The sequence below is a fragment of the Streptomyces smyrnaeus genome (assembly GCF_017676345.1).
In the GTDB taxonomy this organism is placed as follows: domain Bacteria; phylum Actinomycetota; class Actinomycetes; order Streptomycetales; family Streptomycetaceae; genus Streptomyces; species Streptomyces smyrnaeus.
In genome coordinates this window covers 237,092-255,683 of the sequence record NZ_JAFFZM010000009.1, presented here as the reverse complement: position 1 = coordinate 255,683, position 18,592 = coordinate 237,092, and the positions used below count along the sequence as shown (strand labels likewise).

Annotated in this window: 13 protein-coding genes; 8 read left to right on the top strand and 5 right to left on the bottom strand. The window is 69.3% G+C overall.

The annotated features are described in order from the left end of the window. The first annotated feature begins 13 nt into the window (after positions 1–13). The gene (locus JW613_RS17215) at positions 14–217 is read left to right on the top strand and encodes a hypothetical protein (RefSeq protein WP_209211691.1); all 204 of its coding nucleotides are present in this window, start codon (positions 14–16) and stop codon (positions 215–217) included. A gap of 480 nt (positions 218–697) precedes the next feature. Further along, on the top strand, positions 698–2,788 hold the full coding sequence (locus tag JW613_RS17210) for a M4 family metallopeptidase (RefSeq protein WP_209211690.1): 2,091 nt from the start codon (positions 698–700) through the stop codon (positions 2,786–2,788). Positions 2,789–2,925: 137 nt separating this feature from the next. On the opposite strand, the gene JW613_RS17205 is transcribed toward JW613_RS17210, so the two are convergent. After that, positions 2,926–3,483 (bottom strand): MarR family winged helix-turn-helix transcriptional regulator, encoded by a 558-nt coding sequence (locus JW613_RS17205; protein WP_209211689.1) that lies wholly within the window; start codon positions 3,481–3,483, stop codon positions 2,926–2,928. 219 nt (positions 3,484–3,702) lie between these two features. Here JW613_RS17205 and JW613_RS17200 point away from each other — a divergent pair, with 219 nt between their 5' ends. The 3 genes from JW613_RS17200 (at position 3,703) to JW613_RS17190 (ending at position 8,201) form a co-directional block, all read left to right on the top strand. Beyond that, positions 3,703–5,331: an MFS transporter gene (locus tag JW613_RS17200; protein ID WP_307865928.1), complete on the top strand. Its 1,629-nt coding sequence runs from the start codon at positions 3,703–3,705 to the stop codon at positions 5,329–5,331. Positions 5,332–5,802: 471 nt separating this feature from the next. Continuing rightward, entirely contained in the window at positions 5,803–6,768 is a 966-nt protein-coding gene (locus JW613_RS17195) for a glycosyltransferase family 2 protein (protein ID WP_209211687.1), read from the top strand. A 2-nt stretch (positions 6,769–6,770) separates the two neighbouring features. Further along, a complete protein-coding gene (locus tag JW613_RS17190; protein ID WP_209211686.1) occupies positions 6,771–8,201 on the top strand; it encodes a polysialyltransferase family glycosyltransferase in 1,431 nt (476 codons plus the stop codon). Positions 8,202–8,307: 106 nt separating this feature from the next. Here JW613_RS17190 and JW613_RS17185 read toward each other — a convergent pair whose 3' ends face one another. Continuing rightward, on the bottom strand, positions 8,308–9,426 hold the full coding sequence (locus JW613_RS17185) for an acyltransferase (RefSeq protein WP_307865927.1): 1,119 nt from the start codon (positions 9,424–9,426) through the stop codon (positions 8,308–8,310). Positions 9,427–9,743: 317 nt separating this feature from the next. Between JW613_RS17185 and JW613_RS17180 the strand changes: the two genes are divergently transcribed. Together JW613_RS17180 and JW613_RS17175 are read left to right on the top strand one after the other, a co-directional pair. After that, positions 9,744–10,343 (top strand): TetR/AcrR family transcriptional regulator, encoded by a 600-nt coding sequence (locus JW613_RS17180; protein ID WP_209211684.1) that lies wholly within the window; start codon positions 9,744–9,746, stop codon positions 10,341–10,343. A gap of 100 nt (positions 10,344–10,443) precedes the next feature. Next, positions 10,444–12,681, top strand: coding sequence for an MMPL family transporter (locus JW613_RS17175; RefSeq protein ID WP_209211683.1), 2,238 nt, complete (start codon positions 10,444–10,446; stop codon positions 12,679–12,681). Positions 12,682–13,092: 411 nt separating this feature from the next. Here JW613_RS17175 and JW613_RS17170 read toward each other — a convergent pair whose 3' ends face one another. Both JW613_RS17170 and JW613_RS17165 read right to left on the bottom strand, forming a co-directional pair. Beyond that, positions 13,093–13,296 carry a cold-shock protein gene (locus JW613_RS17170; RefSeq protein ID WP_027735515.1) on the bottom strand — a complete coding sequence of 68 codons (204 nt, stop codon included), beginning with the start codon at positions 13,294–13,296 and terminating at the stop codon, positions 13,093–13,095. A gap of 407 nt (positions 13,297–13,703) precedes the next feature. Next, positions 13,704–14,051, bottom strand: coding sequence for a MerR family transcriptional regulator (locus JW613_RS17165; protein ID WP_209211682.1), 348 nt, complete (start codon positions 14,049–14,051; stop codon positions 13,704–13,706). A gap of 805 nt (positions 14,052–14,856) precedes the next feature. On the opposite strand from JW613_RS17165, the gene JW613_RS17160 reads away from it, so the two are divergent. Continuing rightward, a complete protein-coding gene (locus JW613_RS17160; protein WP_307865926.1) occupies positions 14,857–16,500 on the top strand; it encodes a hypothetical protein in 1,644 nt (547 codons plus the stop codon). Here the strand turns inward: JW613_RS17160 and JW613_RS17155 are convergent. Further along, positions 16,463–18,508, bottom strand: a complete 2,046-nt coding sequence (locus tag JW613_RS17155; protein ID WP_245225799.1) for an ATP-binding protein — start codon at positions 18,506–18,508, stop codon at positions 16,463–16,465. The genes JW613_RS17160 and JW613_RS17155 overlap by 38 nt on opposite strands. Positions 18,509–18,592: the final 84 nt, after the last annotated feature.

The window sequence follows — 18,592 nt, the reverse complement described above, 5'->3', positions numbered from 1 at the left end:
TGAGGGAGACCCGATGGCCACCGGATGCCGTGACTGCGCGACCTGCACCAAGTCGGGGCTGGGGAAGCTCGTGCAGAAGACCGCGGTCGGCCTGATGTATCTGTGCACCGTGGGAATCGGCTACGTCCTCAAGCGGGGGTTGCGGCGCCACTGCCCCCAGTGCGGGCATCTGCTGTCCAACCACGCACGGCGCGCGGACGGTTCGTTCCGCGACTGAGCGTTCGAGTCGGACCGAACGGCAACTGTGCGGGTCTTCTCGGCCCGTTGGGAGCTGCCTGCTCCCGGCGGTGAGGAGTACCCGCACCTGAATCGTCCGCTCCGAGGTCGGCCGTTGCCGCGACGGGGCCCTGCCCGGGCGGACTTGACGCACTCCCTCGCGGCAGCCGACCACTCCGGATAGCGAACGCGCACTTACGGACAACGGACCGATTCCGGCCAAACCCTTGATGCGCTCCTGACAGACACTCGTCCGGGTGGCACTCTGCGACTGGCCGCCGCGCTACCGCGCGAACGTCGAGCGGCCGTTCCCCCACGCGGCGTTCGGACAGTCCCGGCCGCCGCACCGGTTCCATCACGCTCCACTGGTTCCACCGGTTCAGCCTTGCTTCGCCTTGTTCTGCCGAGAACTGCCCGGACGGTCATCCGCCGCCGGGTCTCCCAGGCCGTACATCCCTGCGGCCCGCAGAAGGAGTCAGCATTGCGAAGATCAACCTCCCACGGAAACCCCGCCACCTCCCACAGACGTCGCCCCGCACGTCTTCCCCACCCCAGGGCGTCGGCCGGTATCGCGCTCGGCGCCGTTGCCGCTCTGCTCTCGGTCGCCGTCCAGAGCGGACCGGCCACGGCTGACGACCAGGACCGCGCCACCGCCCGGACCACCGCCGCCAAGGGAGCCGACCCCGGTGCCCTGCCCGCCGATCTGTCGCCCACCCAGCGCGCCGCGCTGCTGCGCAAGGCCGACAGCAACAAGGCCGCCACCGCCGACAAGCTGGGCCTGGGCGCCAAGGAGAAGCTGGTCGTCCGCGACGTGCTCAAGGACCGCGACGGCACCGTCCACACCCGCTACGAGCGCACCTACGACGGCCTGCCCGTCCTCGGTGGCGACCTGGTCGTCGAGACCACCAAGAAGGGCAGCACCGAAGAGGTCGTCCGCGCCTCGAAGCACGCGCTGAAGAACGTCCCCGCCAAGGCGAGCGTGCGACCGGGCACGGCGGAGCGGCAGGCACTCAAGGCCGCCGACGCCGCGGGCTCGGAGAAGACCGACGCCGACCGCGCGCCGCGCAAGGTCGTATGGCTGGCCAAGGGCAAACCGACGCTGGCCTACGAGACGGTCGTCGGCGGGCTGCAGGACGACGGCACGCCCAACGAGTTGCACGTGGTCACCGACGCCCGCAGCGGCAAGAAGCTCTACCAGTGGCAGGCCGTCCACAACGGTATCGGCAACACCCAGTACAGCGGCCAGGTCACCTTGAGCACGGCCAGGTCGGGCTCGAACTACACGCTGACCGACAACGACCGCGGTGGCCACCGGACCTACAACCTCAACCGCGGGACCTCCGGCACCGGCTCCCTGTTCTCCCAGTCCTCCGACACCTGGGGCAACGGCAGCCCGTCGAACGCCGCCACCGCCGGCGCCGACGCCCACTACGGCGCGGCGGAGACCTGGGACTACTACAAGGACGTGTTCGGCCGCTCCGGTATCCGCGGTGACGGCCGGGGCGCCTACTCCCGGGTCCACTACGGCAACAACTACGTCAACGCCTTCTGGAGCGACAGCTGCTTCTGCATGACGTACGGCGACGGATCGGGCAACAGCAAGCCGCTGACCTCGATGGACGTGGCGGCCCATGAGATGACCCACGGTCTCACCTCGGCCACGGCGGGCCTCATCTACAGCGGTGAGTCCGGCGGGCTGAACGAGGCGACCTCGGACATCCTGGCCACGGCGGTCGAGTTCCATGCCGCCAACTCCGCCGACAAGGGCGACTACCTCATCGGCGAGAAGATAGACATCCGCGGCAACGGCACCCCGCTGCGCTACCAGGACAAGCCCAGCCGGGACGGCGCCTCCAAGGACAACTGGTACGCGGGCATCGGCAACATCGACGTGCACTACTCGTCGGGCCCCGCCAACCACTGGTTCTATCTGCTGAGCGAGGGCAGCGGCGCCAAGGTCATCAACGGCGTCAGCTACGACTCGCCCACCGCGGACGGCCTTCCGGTCACCGGGATCGGCCGCGAGAAGGCCGCGCTCATCTGGTACAAGGCGCTGACCACGAAGTTCACCTCCACCACCAACTACGCCTCGGCACGCACCGGGACGCTCGCGGTGGCCGGTGAGCTGTACGGCACCGACAGCGCCGAGTACAAGGCCGTGGCGGACGCCTGGGCAGGCGTGGCGGTCGGTGCCCGCTCCGGCGGCGGCGACCCGGGGGACGGCAAGACGTTCACCAACGACGCCGATGTCTCCATCCCGGACTACCCGGGCGCGGCGGTCACCTCCAAGATCACCACCAGCGGGCTGACCGGCCGGGCACCCAGCAACCTCAAGGTGGGTGTGAACATCGTCCACACCTACAGCGGTGACCTGCAGATCGATCTCATCGGCCCGAGCGGCAGATCCTATCGACTGCACAATGTGGCGGCCGACCCGACGCCGAACATCGACACCACCTACACGGTCGACGCTTCGGCGGAGAACGCCAACGGAGTCTGGCAACTGAGGGTCCAGGACCGGGGCCCGGCCGACACCGGTCACATCAACAGCTTCAAGCTCACCTTCCCGTAATCCTCCGGCTCTCCCTCGCCCGGTGCGCGCTCCGCGCGGGGGAAGACCGCACAGGACGCGCCGTGCCGGGAGCCTGTCTCCCGGCACGGCGCGCGCGTGCGTCCGCTCCTGGGCTCCCGGCTCGATGCGAGCTTCCGTCAGCTGCGTCCCCTGCGGGAAGGCGCTGCGTCCTCGGCGTCCTGCTGTGTTCCGGGCCGGTCGCCGGGCTGCAGCGCGTGGTACTCGTGCGCCAGCAGGGAGTTCATGGTGCCGCTCAGGTGGGTGACGAACTCCTGGAACTGCCGCAGTTGTTCGGGCGGATACCGGGAGATCTCCGCCGCCAGACGTTCGGAGTAGGACCCGAAGAACTCGATCGCCTGCGGCCTGACCTCGGGGCTGCTGCGCAGGGTGACGATCCGGCGATCGGTGTGCTCCCGTCTCCGTACGATGTGCCCCGCCTTCTCCAGCCGGTTGAGCAGTGCCGTCGTGGCTCCCGAGGAGAGGCCGATCCGCTCGCTCAGCCGTGCGGGCGAGAGCGGGGCGCCCTTGTCCTCCGCGTACAGGATCTCGGCCAGCGCCGCTGCGTCCGTCGAGTGGAGGCCCAGCCAGGCGGCGAACCTCCGGGTGAATTCGGTGTAGTTGGCGCCGAAGGTCCGCAAGTCTTCCATCAGCCGTTCGGGGCTGATGTCGGCGCGCGCCACCGTGTGCTCTTCCATCGCTCAGCTTCACATCCTGTCGGTCCGGCTCGAAGCTCCGCCGGGTCGAAGCGGACACCCCTTCCTCGCCCCTCGACCCGTCGACGGCGCCTCGTCCCCTTCATGGGTCACTTCACCATAAAGATTCACCGCTGTGGAGTCGGGTCGGTGCGGCGCACATTGACAATCACACTGCCGCAAAATAACTTCACCACGGAGATACTTCAGAGCGGAGGAATTGTGAACGGCACCCCGGAAGCCCCTCCCACCACACGCCAGTGGCTCGGCCTGCTCGCCGTGTCCCTGGGTGTGGCCCTGATCGTGGTGGACATCACGATCGTCAATGTGATTTTGGCCCCGGTCATCGAGGACCTGAAGATCGACTCCGTCGAGGCCCAGTGGATCCAGGAGTCCTATGCGATCTCCTTCGCCGCGCTCCTCCTGCTGACCGGCCGCCTGTGCGACGCGCTCGGCGCGCGCAAGGTCTTCCTCGTCGGCCTGGTGGTGTTCGGGCTGACCAGCCTGCTGGCGGCCGCCGCACCTGACGGCGGCATCCTGATCCTCGTCCGGTTCCTCCAGGGACTGGGGGCCGCGGCGATCCTCCCCGCCTCCCTGGCACTGGTGAACGCCACCTTCACCGGCCGGGCGCGCGGACAGGCCTTCGCCATCTGGGGTTCGACCATCGGCGCCGCCGCAGCGGTCGGTCCTCTGCTCGGTGGTTGGCTGGCGGACCTCTCCTGGCGCTGGGCCTTCGGCATCAACATCCCGCTGGTGGCCCTGATCATCGTGGGCGCTCTCTGCCATCTCGACGCCTCCCCGCGGGTGAACGCCCGCATCGACGCGGTGGGCAGTGCGCTGTCGGTCGTCGGGCTCGGACTGCTCGCCTTCGCCCTGATCGAGGGGCGCACCTACGGCTGGGTGGAGACGGTCGAGCCCTTGGAACTGGGTGCCTTCAGCTGGAGCGCGAACCCCTCGCCGGTCTTCGTGGCCCAAGTGGTGGCAGCCGTGGCGCTGGTGCTCTTCTGGCGCAGGCAGGCCGCCCTCGGGAAGGCGGGGAACGAGCCGCTGATGGATGTGCGGCTCTTCTCCATCAACTCGTTCCGCAGCGGCAACTTCGTCACCCTGCTGGTGGGCGTCGGCGAGTTCGGCATCATCGCCGTGCTGCCGCTGTGGCTGCAGTTCGCGCTCGGCTACAGCGCCTTCGAGGCCGGCCTGGCCCTGGTCGCCCTCGCGGCCGGCAGCTTCTTCGCCAGCGGTGCCGGCTTTTCGATGGCCGCCTCGGTTCCCGCGCTCCAGCAGGTGCGCATCGGGCTGGTACTGGAGGCGGGCGGTCTGGTGATGCTGGGACTCATCGCCTCGACGGACAGCACCTGGTGGCTGATCGCCGCCTCCCTGTTCGTCTACGGCGTCGGCGTCGGTTTCGCGACCGCCCAGATCACCAACGTGGTCCTCGCCGACGTACCGGTGCGCAGCGCCGGGCAGGGCTCCGGCATCCAGAGCGCGGCGCGGGAGCTGGGCTCCGCGCTGGGTATCGCCGTGTTGACCACGCTCTTCTTCAGCACCCTCGCCTCCGACCTCAGGGACCGGCTCGACGGTGCCGGTCTGAGCGGTGAGCGGGCCGACCGACTGAGCGACGCCGTCACCAGGAGCGCCGGCTCCGTCATCCCCTCCCTCTCGGACGACCCGCGCACGGCGGACGCGGCCGAGGCCGCCCGCGCGGCCATGGCACACGGCCTGGCACTGGCGAGCTGGACCTGCGCGGCGCTGCTCATGCTGGCCCTCGTGGCAACGCTGTTCATCACGGCGAAGAAGCCGGCCGCGCCGCCTGCCGAACCCGCTCTCCCCGGCCAGGAGATCAGCGCCGGTTGACCGACCCGGACGGGGGCCGCCCCGACCGGCGGCACCCCGGACCGGCCGAGCCGGGCCGGAGATCGGCCGGGCCGGGGAGCCGTGCCGCAGGTCCGCAGTCCCCGGAACGGGGATCCGAGGTCCGCGGTCCGCGATTCCCGGAGAAACTCCAACAGCGGGGCACATACGACGGGTTCGGCCGAGCCGTGAGATGAATCACAGAGAATTCACCGAACATGTGAGCAACTGCCCCGCATTGCGCGGAATGCCGGGCCAATTGGTTCACCCAATTCTTCCGAACTTCAGAAACCCCTGGTCAACGGGGGTCATCAAGCGCTTACGCTACAGGTCCGGACGCAAAAACCGCTGCGCCCGGGAATGCCCTGACCCTGCTTTTCAGCTCAGCGTGACCATTTCCTCGGCCGTTCATCACCCGTTCACCGTAGGGATGATGAGCCGTTGCCATCATCCATCTTACCGCCTGGAATTCGCATGCCCAAACTTTCCGTCATCGTGCCGTGCCACAACGTGCAGCAATTCGCGGACGACACCCTGCGGAGCCTCGCCAACAACGCGGGGCCCACAACGGAGTTCATCCTGGTCGACGACTGCTCCACGGATGCCACCCCGGAGATCCTGGACGAGTGGCGGCAGCGCCTCCCGCACACCACCGTCATCCGGCACGAGGAGAACAAGGGCATCGCCCAGAGCCGCAACAGCGGAATCGACGCCGCCCGCGGCGACTACCTCACCTTCCTCGACGGCGACGACTGGTACGGCCCCGGGTACCTCGACGAACTCGTGAGCACCATCGAGGCGTTGGACTGCGACTTCGTACGGACCGACCATGTGCAGAGCACCGGGACCGCCCGGGTCGTACGCCGCGCTCCGGCGCCGGTGCGGGACACGGTGCTGCACCCGCGCGACGTGATCGCTCCCCCGCAGGCGGAGACGATGGTGGACTACCCCTTCGTCTGGGCCGGCATCTACCGGCGCAGCCTGTTCGACGACGGCGCGATGCGGTTCGCGGTGGACCTGCGCACCGCCGAGGACCGGCTGTGGACCTGGCGGCTGCATCTGAGGGCCCGGTCCTTCGCGGCGACCGGTCTGCTCGGCGTGTTCTACCGACGCGGGGTGACCACCTCGCTCACCCAGATCCGCGACGCCCGGCAGCTGGACTTCATCCCCGCCCACGACGCGCTGCTCGCCGACCTCGCCGCCGATCCCCAGGGCGAGCGGTTCCTGCCCAAGGCGGTGCGGACCTACTGCGCCCTGCTCGCCTTCCATCTGGCCAACATCCGGCGCTACCACAGACCGGTCGCCAGACGACTGAAGAAGAGGGTGACCATCGCGCTGCAGGGCATGCCGCAGGATGTGCTGGACACGACGCTGGCAGGGATGGACCACGAACGCGCCGACAAGCTGCGGCGCTTCCGTACGGCGGGGAAGGCGGCCTGACCATGTCCGAGTCCCGTCGCACCCCTCAGCCGTCTCCCACGCCCCTGTCCGCCCGCCCCGCATCCGCCGAGCCCGTTCAGATCTTCGAGGTCTCCACGCTCTACGGGGTGGCGACCCTGGCCGCCTCCTTGGACGCGGGGCAGTTCGGTCCGCCCGGCGCGGCCCGCAGAATCCTGCTGGTGTCCAACAACGCCGCGACACCGGAGGCCGCGACCCGCCTCGTCACCATGAACGGCTTCGCCACCCTCGCCCAACGCTTCGACGAGATCATCGACTGGAACGAGGCCATCCGCCCCTACCACCCCAGCACCTGGGCGCCGTTGCGCGACGAGTCACCCATGTGGGAGCGGATGTTCCGCAACGCCTGGCAGCTGGGCAGCGCACCGGTGGAACTGGTCGTGGAGTCGGTGCATGTCAGCCCCGCCAGGGCGCTGGCCACGATCTTCAGCGGCAGTGCCATCCACGTCTACGCGGACGGCCTGATGAGCTACGGGCCCACCAGGGAGCGGCTGCCCCAGTGGCTGGGCTGCCGGATCCAGCGGCTGCTGCATCTCGATCTGGTGCCCGGGTTGCGCCCACTGCTGCTCGCCGAGCACACCGTAGAACCCGAGATCGTGCCCAGCGACGCCTTTGTGAAGGTGCTCGGCGAGCTGGGCGAGGCCGCCGCCGGGGAGCCGGAGCTGGCTCGGGTCGCCGCGGACCGCCCGACCGCCGTACTGCTGGGGCAGTATCTCGCCGCGCTGAACATCCTCACCCCCGAGGAGGAGGAAGAGCTGCACGCGCACATGCTGCGGGGTGCGGCTGCGGCGGGCCACGAGTGTGTGGTGTTCAAGCCGCACCCCACCGCCCCCGCACGCTACTCCCAGGTGCTGGAGAAGGCCGCCGCCCAGGAAGGAGTGCGGCTGCACATCTTGCAGGGCCCGGTGCTGGCCGAAGCCGTGTACGACCGCTGCCGTCCGACCCTGGTCGTGGGCTGCTTCTCCACCGCGCTGCTGACCGCGGCGGCCTACTACGACATCCCGATCGCCAAGGTCGGCACGGAATCCCTGCTGGACCGGCTGACGCCGTACCAGAACAGCAACCGGGTGCCGGTGACCATCGTCGACTTCGCCGTGCCGGACCTGGAGGCCGTCGCCGAGCACACCCCCACGGCCCCGCGGCAGGTCGACGAACTGGCGGCGCTGGTGCGGACGGTGGGCTACTGCATGCAGGCGAAGCTCCATCCGCTGCTGCGTGAGGACGCCGTCCAGTGGCTCGACGCGCACCTGGGCGAGGCCACCGCCCGCTACTTCAAGCGCCGCCGGCTGACCGCGCTGGCGCTGCCGGGCGGCGGCACTTCGGTCCGCGCCCGGCTGCTGCGTACCAGCCCGTCGGCGCGCTGGGCGGCGCGCCGGATCCGCGCGGCACAGCGCGCACTGCGGCAAGCGGGGTGACGGACAGTGGGCGGGCCGGTGCCGGAGGACTCTTCGGCACCGGCCCGCTTCTCGTTCCCCACGGCCGTGTCCACCTGACAGTGTCCCAGGGAGCGTTCAGCCGGCTCTAGCCCAGGAAGCGCCGCAGCTTCAGCCGGCCCCACAGCATGCTCACGGCGAAGGACGGGACCACTGTGAGGACGGCCAGGGCGGCCACGGCCCCCGCCGCACCCAGCCAGCCGTGCTCCGCGGAGATGAACGACGGCGCGAGCGTCTTCAGCAGGAGCACATGGAACATGAAGGCGCCCAGCCCCGCGTCCGTCAGCTTGCCCAGCGCCGGTCGCACCCGCTCCGGAATCCGCACCCCGTTGGCGGCGAACAGCACGCAGACGCTGAGGGCTGCCACGAGGATGCTGGCGTTGGGGATGACGAAGTGGATCCGGTCCTGCGACCACAGCACAGCGGCCAGCGCCACCAGCGCGCCCGCCAGCCACCAGCCCCGGTGGCGACGCGCGGTGGCAGGCAGGCTGAGCAGCAGCGCGCCGATCACCGCGTAGACCAGCGAGTAGGTCCCGGTCTGCCAGCCGAAGCGCGGCACGTCCCAGCCGGTGAGCTCCGCCAGGTCACCGAAGGCCGTCGGTCCTGCTGCGATCACCACGAGCGCCGCGACCACGCCCCAGGGACGCTTGCCCGCCTTCAGCAGCATCACGAAGCCCAGCATCAGGATCAGCGGGACATGGGCGTAGAAGTACCACAGGTGGAAGGCGGGCTGGACGGTGCCGAAGGCGGCGTCCAGCGCCAGCTTCGACGTCGGTGCGTCATTGGTGTCCCGCCACCGGCCCCAGGCGAGGTAGACCGCCGACCAGATGCCCACCGGGATGATCATGCGCAGCGAACGCGTGCGCAGCGTCCTCCCGTTGCGCGGCGGCGCTCCCACCAGTACCGCCCAGCCGGCGATCGCGAAGTACATGGGGACGGCCCAGCTGGTCACCGAGTCGAGGAACAGGCCCGTCCAGTAGACCGCCCGGCCGTTCTGCGCGCTCTTGTCGACCGCCGCCATGCACTCGCCGCCGACGTGGCCGATGATGACCGAGCAGGCGCAGATGACGCGCAGCAGGTCGATGTCGAACCGGTGCCCTGGTCGGGCCGGCTCTCCGCGCCCGGCTCCGCTGTTCTCGGAGCTCGACCGGGGCCCGGGAACCGGGGGCTTCGGAGCCGTCGGAGCTGTCGGAGCCGTCGGGCTCACGGAAACTTCTTCAGTGGACATGCCCAGCCCTGTGAGTACGAGGAATTCCGCGCTACCTCGCCGATCACTGGCGAGCAGACGCCGGAATCTTGCCAGTCGACGTGTGCGGAAGCCTGTACGGAAGAGGAACAGCAGCCGAACTTCTTCGCCCCTGGCCGGCTCCCCTCGTGCTCACCGCCGGTGCGTCGGCAGTGTCCGGTCCGGCGCGGGCCGCTGTGAGCCAGCACACGAACGAAACCGTTTCGTTTCGCAGGGAGCTCGCGCTACGCTTCGTAGCGTACGAAACCGTTTCGTTCGGACCGGAAGGAGAGGGACGCATGGCCGAGGCCGCAGCGACGCGTCGCAGTCGTATCACCCCGGAGCGTGAGGCCGAGCTGTACGAGGCCGTGCTCGACCTGCTCCGCGAAGTGGGCTACGACGCCCTCACCATGGACGCCGTGGCCACCCGCACCCGCTCCAGCAAGGCGACGCTCTACCGCCAGTGGGGCGGCAAGCCACAACTGGTCGCGACGGCCGTCCGGCACAGCAAGCCGGGACGGCTCGGCGACATCGACACCGGATCCCTGCGCGGCGACTTCCACGCCATCGTGGCGCGGGAGGACGACTGCACCATGGAGCAGAACTCCGCACTGATGCGGGGGCTGTTCATGGCGGTGCACCACAATCCGGAACTTCTGCGGGCCTTTCAGGAACTGCTGATCGAGCCCGAGATGGAGGAGTTCCGCCGGGTGCTGCGGCGCGCCGTGGACCGGGGCGAGGTCCGCTCGGACAACCCCGCGCTGGACTACGTGGTGCACATGCTGATCGGAGCCTTCGCAACCCGGGCGCTGATCGAGGACCAACCACCGACGCAGACGTTCCTCACCTCCTACATCGACGCCGTGGTACTCCCCGCCCTCGGCCTGCCGCCTCACTGACGAGTCCCTGAGCCGGCCCTCCCACCTGACGTCACCGCTCACGCCGTCGGGCTGATCACCCCTGTCCTGAGACCGCACGACTGACCGGGAGTACGCCCTCGTGGCCACGTTCCTCTACAAACTCGGACGCCTCGCCTTCCGGCGACGGCACATCGTCGCCCTGTTCTGGGTGGCGCTGCTGGCGCTCGCGGGTGCCGGCGCGGCCAGTGCCCCCACCGCGGGCTCCACCTCGTTCTCGATACCGGGCACGGAGGCCCAGAAGGCCTTCGACCTGCTGGAAGAACGCTTCCCCGGCGCAAGCGCCGACGGCGCGACCGCACGCGTCGTCTTCAAGGCGCCCGCGGGCGAGAAGATGACCGACCCCGACAACAGGGCGACCGTCCAGCAGACCGTCGAGGAGCTGTCCGACGGCTCCGAGGTCGCTTCCGTCGCCGACCCGTACGAGACCAAGAGCGTCAGCCGGGACGGTAGGACCGCCTATGCCTCGGTCTCCTACCAGGCCTCCGGTATGGAGTTGCAGGACTCCACCCGGGACGAGTTGAAGGAAGCCGCACAGGACGCACGCGACACCGGGCTGACGGTCGAGGTCGGCGGTGACGCGCTGACCACGACTCCGGAAACGGGAGCGACCGAGATCATCGGTATCGCCATCGCCGCGGTCGTCCTGATCATCACCTTCGGCTCGCTGCTCGCGGCCGGGCTGCCGCTGCTGACCGCGCTCATCGGCGTCGGCATCGGTGTCGCCACGATCACCGCGCTGGCGAGCGCTCTGGAGCTGGGGTCGACGACCTCCACCCTGGCCATGATGATCGGGCTCGCCGTCGGCATCGACTACGCCCTGTTCATCGTCTCCCGCTACCGCGCCGAACTGGCCGAGGGCCGGGAGCGTGAGGAGGCCGTCGGCCGGGCCGTCGGCACCGCCGGTTCGGCGGTGGTCTTCGCCGGGCTGACGGTGGTGATCGCACTGGTCGGACTCTCCGTCGTCAACATTCCGATGCTGACGAAGATGGGCGTGGCGGCTGCCGGCACGGTCGCCATCGCGGTCCTCATCGCCCTGACGATGATCCCCGCCCTGCTCGGCTACGCGGGCCGCAGGGTGAAGCCCGCGGGCGAGAAGAGCAAGCTGCTCGGCGGTGGCCGCGCCGCCAGGAAGGCGGCTGCCCAAGGAGCGAGGCCGAACGCGGGCACGCGCTGGGCAAGCTTCGTGGTACGCCGCCCGGTGGCCGTCCTCCTGCTCGGTGTGGTCGGTCTCGGCGCCGCGGCGATCCCGACCACCTCGCTGGAGCTGGGCCTGCCCGACGACGGCTCGCAGCCGACGTCGACGACTCAGCGCCGCGCCTACGACCTGCTCTCGGAGGGCTTCGGCCCCGGCTTCAACGGCCCGCTGACCGTCGCGGTCGACGCGGAGGCGAGTGACGACCCCAGGGGCGCCGTCACCGCCGTGTCCGGCCGGATCAAGAGCCTGGACGACGTCGTGGCGGTCACCCCGGCGAAGTACAACCGGGCCGGCGACACGGCGATCATCACCGTGATCCCCGACTCCGAGCCGTCGTCGGCCGCGACCGAGAGCCTGGTCCACGGCATCCGCGACGCGGGGGCCGAGGTGCAGGCCGACACCGGCGCCGAGGTGCTGGTCACCGGCGCGACCGCGATGAACATCGACGTCAGCCAGAAGCTCAACGACGCGCTGGTCCCGTATCTGATCCTGGTGGTCGGGCTCGCGTTCCTGCTGCTGATCGTGGTCTTCCGCTCGATCCTGGTCCCGCTGAAGGCGGCCTTGGGCTTCCTGTTGAGCGTGCTGGCCGCGCTGGGGGCGGTCGTCGCGGTCTTCCAGTGGGGCTGGCTGGCCGGTCCGCTGGGCGTCGAGGAGACCGGCCCGGTGATGTCGATGATGCCGATCTTCATGGTCGGAGTGGTCTTCGGCCTGGCCATGGACTACGAGGTGTTCCTCGTGACACGGATGCGGGAGGCGCATGTCCACGGCGAGAAGCCGACCCAGGCGGTGGTGACGGGCTTCAAGCACGGCGCGCGGGTGGTCACGGCCGCGGCGGTGATCATGATGGCCGTCTTCGCCGGCTTCATCGGCTCCAGCGAGTCGATGGTGAAGATGATCGGTTTCGGTTTGGCTACCGCGGTCTTCTTCGACGCGTTCATCGTCCGCATGGCGATCGTCCCGGCGGTCCTGGCCCTGCTGGGCAAGAGGGCCTGGTGGCTGCCCAAGTGGCTGGACCGGGCCCTGCCCGATGTCGACGTCGAGGGCGAGAGCCTGCACACCGGCGCCGAGGACGGGGGCGCGGACTCCGGCCCGGGCGACGAGCGGGAACTGGTACGCACCTGACGCCATCGCACGGCACCAGCCGGTGCGGGCGCCGTTCGCGACGGTGCCCGCACCGGCTGTCCGGCTTCCGCGGGGGCGCCGACCGGATTGGGCGCGTCGATTCGCAGACGTGCGGACGGATTCGATTTGTCACACCGGCGCACGAGGATTCGCGAGAGCGAGCCGAAGAAAAAGCCGGGCCGACCGGGACCGGGCCGCAATGGCCATCGAGTCGGTATGAAAAAGCACCGGTACACCGCCTGCAGGAAAACGCAGACGATACACGGGTGCGAGGGGGCCGTGAGAGCTGCTACTGCCGCCCGTTCCACGTGTCGCGGAGGCGGCAGCCGATGCTCTGCGGCGAGCGTGGCACAACGCAACGAGCTGGGGTCGCACGCAGGTGCGTACCCCAGCTCGTCTTGTGCGTCAGCGTCAGGCGGGAACGATGTTCTCCGCCTGCGGGCCCTTCTGGCCCTGCGTGACGTCGAAGTTTACTTTCTGGCCTTCGAGCAGCTCACGGAAGCCGGTGGCGTTGATGTTCGAGTAGTGGGCGAAGACGTCAGCGCCGCCACCCTCCTGCTCGATGAAGCCGAAGCCCTTTTCCGCGTTGAACCACTTCACGGTGCCAGTAGCCAAAATACATCTCCTTCGGGGCGGTACCCGATGCCCGCACTGTGCAGGAATCGGAGTTGCCGCGATGATCTCCCGTCCGGAAGAACCGAAATACACAAGACTCCTCCCAGGGGTCCTGGAAGGAGCACTTGAAGTTTCGGGGAACCACAACTGCAACTGACGTAACCGTAGCACGGGCAATCCGAGAGCGCGATGATTTCCCGCTTCGGATCCACCGGGGCAGAATATCTCAGCGCGCATTACTCGTGTTTCTGTAACGGCGAAATGAAATTTAGCTGCACGGGCGGGTGCCGAACGGAACGGCGAGCGCCGGTCACCAGCAGCGCGTGCTCACGGGACGAACAGCTGCGCGTCGACTGCCGGGCAGGAGCGCGCCTGTGCCAGGCCCGTCGCACAGCGGGGCGCGACCGTCAGGCATCGGCTTTCGGCTCCGAGTCCGCCTCCGCACTGCGCAGCTGCTCGTTGATGCGCTTGGCCTCTTCGAGCTGGTCTTCGAGGATGATGATGCGGCAGGCGGCCTCCACGGGCGTCCCCTGGTCGACCAGTTCACGGGCTCGGGCCGCGAGCCGCAGTTGGTAGCGGGAGAAGCGGCGGTGCCCGCCCTCCGAGCGGAGCGGCACGATCAGGCCCGCCTCACCGATGGCCCGCAGAAAGGCGGGCGTGGTACCGAGCATTTCGGCGGCCCGCCCCATGGTGTAGGCGGGGTAATCGTCGTCGTCGAGGTTGCTCGACAGGGTGGAAGGGTTGTCTGCGGCCACTGGCACCTCTCGGGAAACGTGTCGAGGGGCCCTGGCGCCGTACAGCACCAGGGCCCCGAGGGGATCAACACCATCCACCGGCTATGCGCCGGTTTCCTTTTTCCGCACCACCGTCCAGGAGGACGGTTGCGGGGATCGCAGCTGCGTGACCGGGGACCACCTTCCAATCCGGGGTCTGCGGTACCCGAGCGGTCTCTGCCTGCTCGGGCGATCCTGATGGCGCCTCTCTCCTCCTTCTCTTTCTGATCTGTTGTGCACTTGCTCGATCTTGCAGAACTGCATGCGACCCCTGGGGTCGCCCGGCCCGGCAGCCAGCAGTGGAGCCCTCACCATCCGGCCGCACCGCTCGACTGCCGGTCCACATCTTGCTCGACCTGCATACGAGGCAGTTCGTCCTCTGCCTCGCCCTTCTGATCTCTGCGAGTACGAGAAAGACTCTACCCCCAGCACCTACCCATGTCTACTTCCGCGATCACAGATTTTCTCCGGGGCCAGCGTGCGGGATCCTCCTCTGGGCACATGAGGGGAAGCGCGTGCGCCGACCGGTGCGTGGCCGGGCGAGCCGCGCACGACAGGCTGTTCCTCGGCCTCGGCCATGGGCAGTCGCGCTCGGGCCAGCAGGCGGCCTGCACCGAGGTCGCGGCCGGCGCGGCCATCGGACTCGTTCATCTAGGGTGATCGGGAAAGCTTGTGGACTGCGGCAGGAGGACCAGTGGGGTCAGCGGATCCCGCAGGCATACGGGTACCGGTCGGGCCGGACGCTGGGCGCTGGGCGAGCCGAAGAGCATCCGGACTTGTGCTGCTCGTGGTTCACAACGTCACATCGGCCGGGCGCCTTCTGGATGTCCTACCGCTCTTCCACGACGACTTTCGGGTACAACTGCTGGCCACCTCGACAGGGTCCTCCGCCTTTCAGAGCGGGATCCGGGAGCTCTTCGCCGAACTGGGCCTTCCCGTGCTCCCGTGGGAACAGGCCGTTGCCACGCCCGTCGACCTGGCGATATCCGCGAGCTTCGGCGGTGATCTGCACCTGATAAAGGGCAAGTTGTGCGTGCTGTCCCATGGGGTGGGGTACACCAAGAAGCTGTCCAGGCCCGGAGCCGGGACCCGGAGCCCGGAGCCGACATTCGGATTGGCGCCCGACTGGCTGTTGGAAGACGGCAAGGTGTTCGTGGACGCTCTGGTGCTGTCGCATCCCGAGCAACTCGCGCGGCTGGAGCGCGTATGCCCGGAGGCGGCGGGAGCCGCGGTCCTCGCGGGCGATCCCTGTTACGACCGTATGCTGGCAGGACGACCGTACCGGCAGCGATACCGGCGCGCGCTGGGGGTGCGGCGTGGGCAACGGCTCGTCGTGCTGAATTCCACGTGGAACCCTGAGGGTTTCTTCGGCAACGGCGGCTCCGAGGACCTGTTGCCCAGCCTGCTGCCCCGATTGGCTGCGGAGCTTCCGGCTGACGAATACCGCGTCGCAGCGGTTCTGCACCCCAACATCTGGTACGGCCACGGTCCGGGCCAGATACGCGCCTGGCTGGACCGTGCTCGGCACAACGGACTGGTCCTGGTCGATCCCCTGAGCGCATGGCGACAAGCGATCCTGGCCGCCGACATCGTTCTCGGGGATTTCGGGGCGGTCTCCTACTATTCCGCAGCCTTGGACATCCCGGTGCTGCTCGCAGCTGACGGACAGGAGCGGCTGGACCCGGAGGCGCCACTGGCGGACTTCGTTCGCAGCGCACCCCGGCTGGATCCGCATGCTCCCCTGCGCGAACAGCTGGAGCGGGTTCTGGCGGCACACCGCACTTCCCCGGGACCGGCCGAGTTCGTCAGCTCCGCTCCGTGTGAGTCGGCGGCCCTGTTGCGCCGCAGCTTCTACACTCTGCTCGGGCTCCCCGAACCTGCCACTCCAGCGCTGCTGGAGCCATTGGCGACACCGCCGTACGAACCACCTCGACGCACAGCGCCGCTTCGCGTGCGGACCTGGGTCCGTGGACGGCGTATCGATATCGAGCGCTCCGCGGAGCACCCGTACGCCACGAGCGGGGAGAGCCATCTCGCCGTGCACGAGGAGACACGGAACCCCGGCGATCTGGCCGTGGCCGACGTGATCGTACGGGAAGGGCCGCAGGACGACCCGCGACTGGGCAGCCCGGCGGACTGGGCGGCAGAGATGCTGAGCCGGTACCCGCAGTGCGCGCTCGCCGCCTACATCACCGGCCCAGACACCTGCACCGCCTACGCTCGGCAGTACGGTCCGCTGCAGCTCTCCGCGGGGCCGGACGCGGACGCCGATCCGGCCGCCTATGCCTCTGCGCTGCACGCCTGGTTGAACAACGGTGGCTCGCTGCCGCCGGGAGGCACCACGCTCCGGGTGCGTGCCGCAGGCGGGACCCACCCGGTGACGGTGGAGTTCCTCACCTCATCGCCTCACAGCGGCGCCGCAGGTCCGTGAGGTACTGCCGATGCGGCGCCGCGTCGGGAGGCAGCAATTCCGTGGCCTCCGCGATGTGTGCGAGCGCATCCGTGCGCGCCCCCGCGGTGTGTGCCGTCTCCGCGAGATCGGTGAGTGTGCGCGCCAGGTTGTAGCGCTCGCCCTCGCGCTCGAAGTACGCTCGCGCGCTGTTCAGACGGGCCCGGGATTCCGCCAGCTCCCCCTGCAGCCACAGGGCACGTCCCGTATGGCGCTCCAGCAGAGCGAGCGCACGCCGCAGTTGCCGGTCCTCTCCTTGCTCGTCCAGAAGGAGCCGGTAGCGCCGGCCGGCCTCGGCGAAGCACTCGGCGGCCTTCGACCCGTTCGACCGGTAGAGGTTCAGCAGGCCGAGATATTCGATGCAGGAGGCCTCGCCCAGCAGATGTCCGGCCGCCCGCTCCTGTGCGACCGCGGTACGGGCTTCGTCTTCCGCCTCTTCCCAGCGGCGCAGTTGGCCGAGGCAGTGTGCGAGTTGGAAGTGCAGGGCCGGGGATGTGCTCGACTCCGGCCGTCGCTGATCCGCGCGGCGGGCGGCGGTCCGCAGCGCGGGCAGCGCCTCGGCCCAGTACCCGGCCTTCAGTACGAGGGGCCACAGCGCCCGGCCCAGACGCAAGCAGGTGTCGTCGTGCTGATGCTCCTCAGCGACCACGATCGCGCGCAGCAGGTTCGCCCGCTCGGTCACCAGCGCTGCCAGACCCTCGCTCTCTCCCGCGAAGGGTTCTCCTCGCTCGGGGGCGCCTGCGACCCGCCAGCTCTCCGGCAACGCCGCGTGCGCGGCATGCTCGGCCCGGTTCATCAGCCCCGTCAGCACCCGGGAAACCGCGTCCGAACAGGCTGCGGCGCCCAGATGCGGGCCCGCCGTGTCCGCGAGGTAGCGGCCCACCTGGGGATGGAAGCGATAACGGCCGTCCCCCAACGGCTCGATCAGGTGCGCCTCCGCTGCCTCGGCGAGCGTTCGTGCTGCCTCCTGCGGGGACACGTCGGCCGCCCAGCCTGCGATGTCGGCGGTGACCGCCGGCCATTCGCCAAGGGCGGCCAGCCGGCAGAGCCGCACCGTCGTCGACGGCAGCCGGGCGCAGACGGCGCGTACCGTACTGCGTACGGGGTCCGAGGACCGCGGTGCGTCCAGCGACTCGGCCGAGGGTGTCTGTGCGTCGAGCAACTGAGCCGCCGCTGTCCGAAAGGCGTAGCCGTTTCCCGCGCAGCGCTCCAGGATTTCCGGCAGGTGCGCCTTCGCCCGCGCCACGTTGTCGGCGCCTGCCGCTCTTTTCAGCAGCTCCTTGGCATCCCGCTCCTTCAGCGGCGGCACCTCGATGCGCCGGGCCTCCAGGGCGAAGGGCGGGCCGGAGGCGACGACCAGCAAGAAGAGCTCCGGCGTATTGGGGATGAGAGGACGCACCTGGGCGACCGTTGTCGCATGGTTGATCACCACAAGGGCCCGACGGCCGTTCGTCAGACGGCGGTAGAGGTCCTGGCACCCTGATTCGGTGGCCGGCACGTCCTCCGGTCTCACGTTCATCTCGCCCAGCACGCGGTGCAGGACGGCAACCGGCTCCACCTCCTGACCACCGGCCGCATCCCGAAGGTCGACGTAGAACTGTCCGTCCGGATAGAGATCGGCGTTCTCGGCCGCGAAGTACAGCGCCACCGCGCTGGAGCCGATCCCCGGCGGGCCCCACAACAGTGCTGCCCGTGGCTGCCCCTTCGTCCGGCGCGTGGCCTCGCGCTTCAGCTCCCTGATCACGGCGGCCCGGTCCGTGAAGTCCCGGGGCGGCGGCGGCACCCCCGCTCCGGGGGAGAGCGTCTGGGCAAGGGGCATGCTGCCGAGCAGCACCGCCCACTCCTGGGTCTGCCCCCTGCCCGGTTCGAGCCGCGAGCTGATCTCGCGGCCCAGTGCCTGCAACCCCGACTCGCTGGTCGGCAGCGGCGTGCGCCGGCCCAAGGTCCGCCCGATCTGCGCATGGGTCGACAGCAGTAACTGCTTACCCATCTCCCCGGCAGCACCATTGAACACAGCAGTCACGAATGCTGTGATCGCACTCGCTGTCACGACCTCGATCACGCCACCCCTCCC

Excerpts from the sequence above, each read along its gene's own strand:
- JW613_RS17215 (WP_209211691.1), top strand. The coding sequence starts at position 14 with ATGGCCACCGGATGCCGTGACTGCGCGACCTGCACCAAGTCGGGGCTG.
- JW613_RS17205 (WP_209211689.1), bottom strand. The coding sequence starts at position 3,483 with ATGGAAGAGCACACGGTGGCGCGCGCCGACATCAGCCCCGAACGGCTG.
- JW613_RS17195 (WP_209211687.1), top strand. The coding sequence starts at position 5,803 with ATGCCCAAACTTTCCGTCATCGTGCCGTGCCACAACGTGCAGCAATTC.
- JW613_RS17190 (WP_209211686.1), top strand. The coding sequence starts at position 6,771 with ATGTCCGAGTCCCGTCGCACCCCTCAGCCGTCTCCCACGCCCCTGTCC.
- JW613_RS17180 (WP_209211684.1), top strand. The coding sequence starts at position 9,744 with ATGGCCGAGGCCGCAGCGACGCGTCGCAGTCGTATCACCCCGGAGCGT.
- JW613_RS17155 (WP_245225799.1), bottom strand. The coding sequence starts at position 18,508 with ATGGGTAAGCAGTTACTGCTGTCGACCCATGCGCAGATCGGGCGGACC.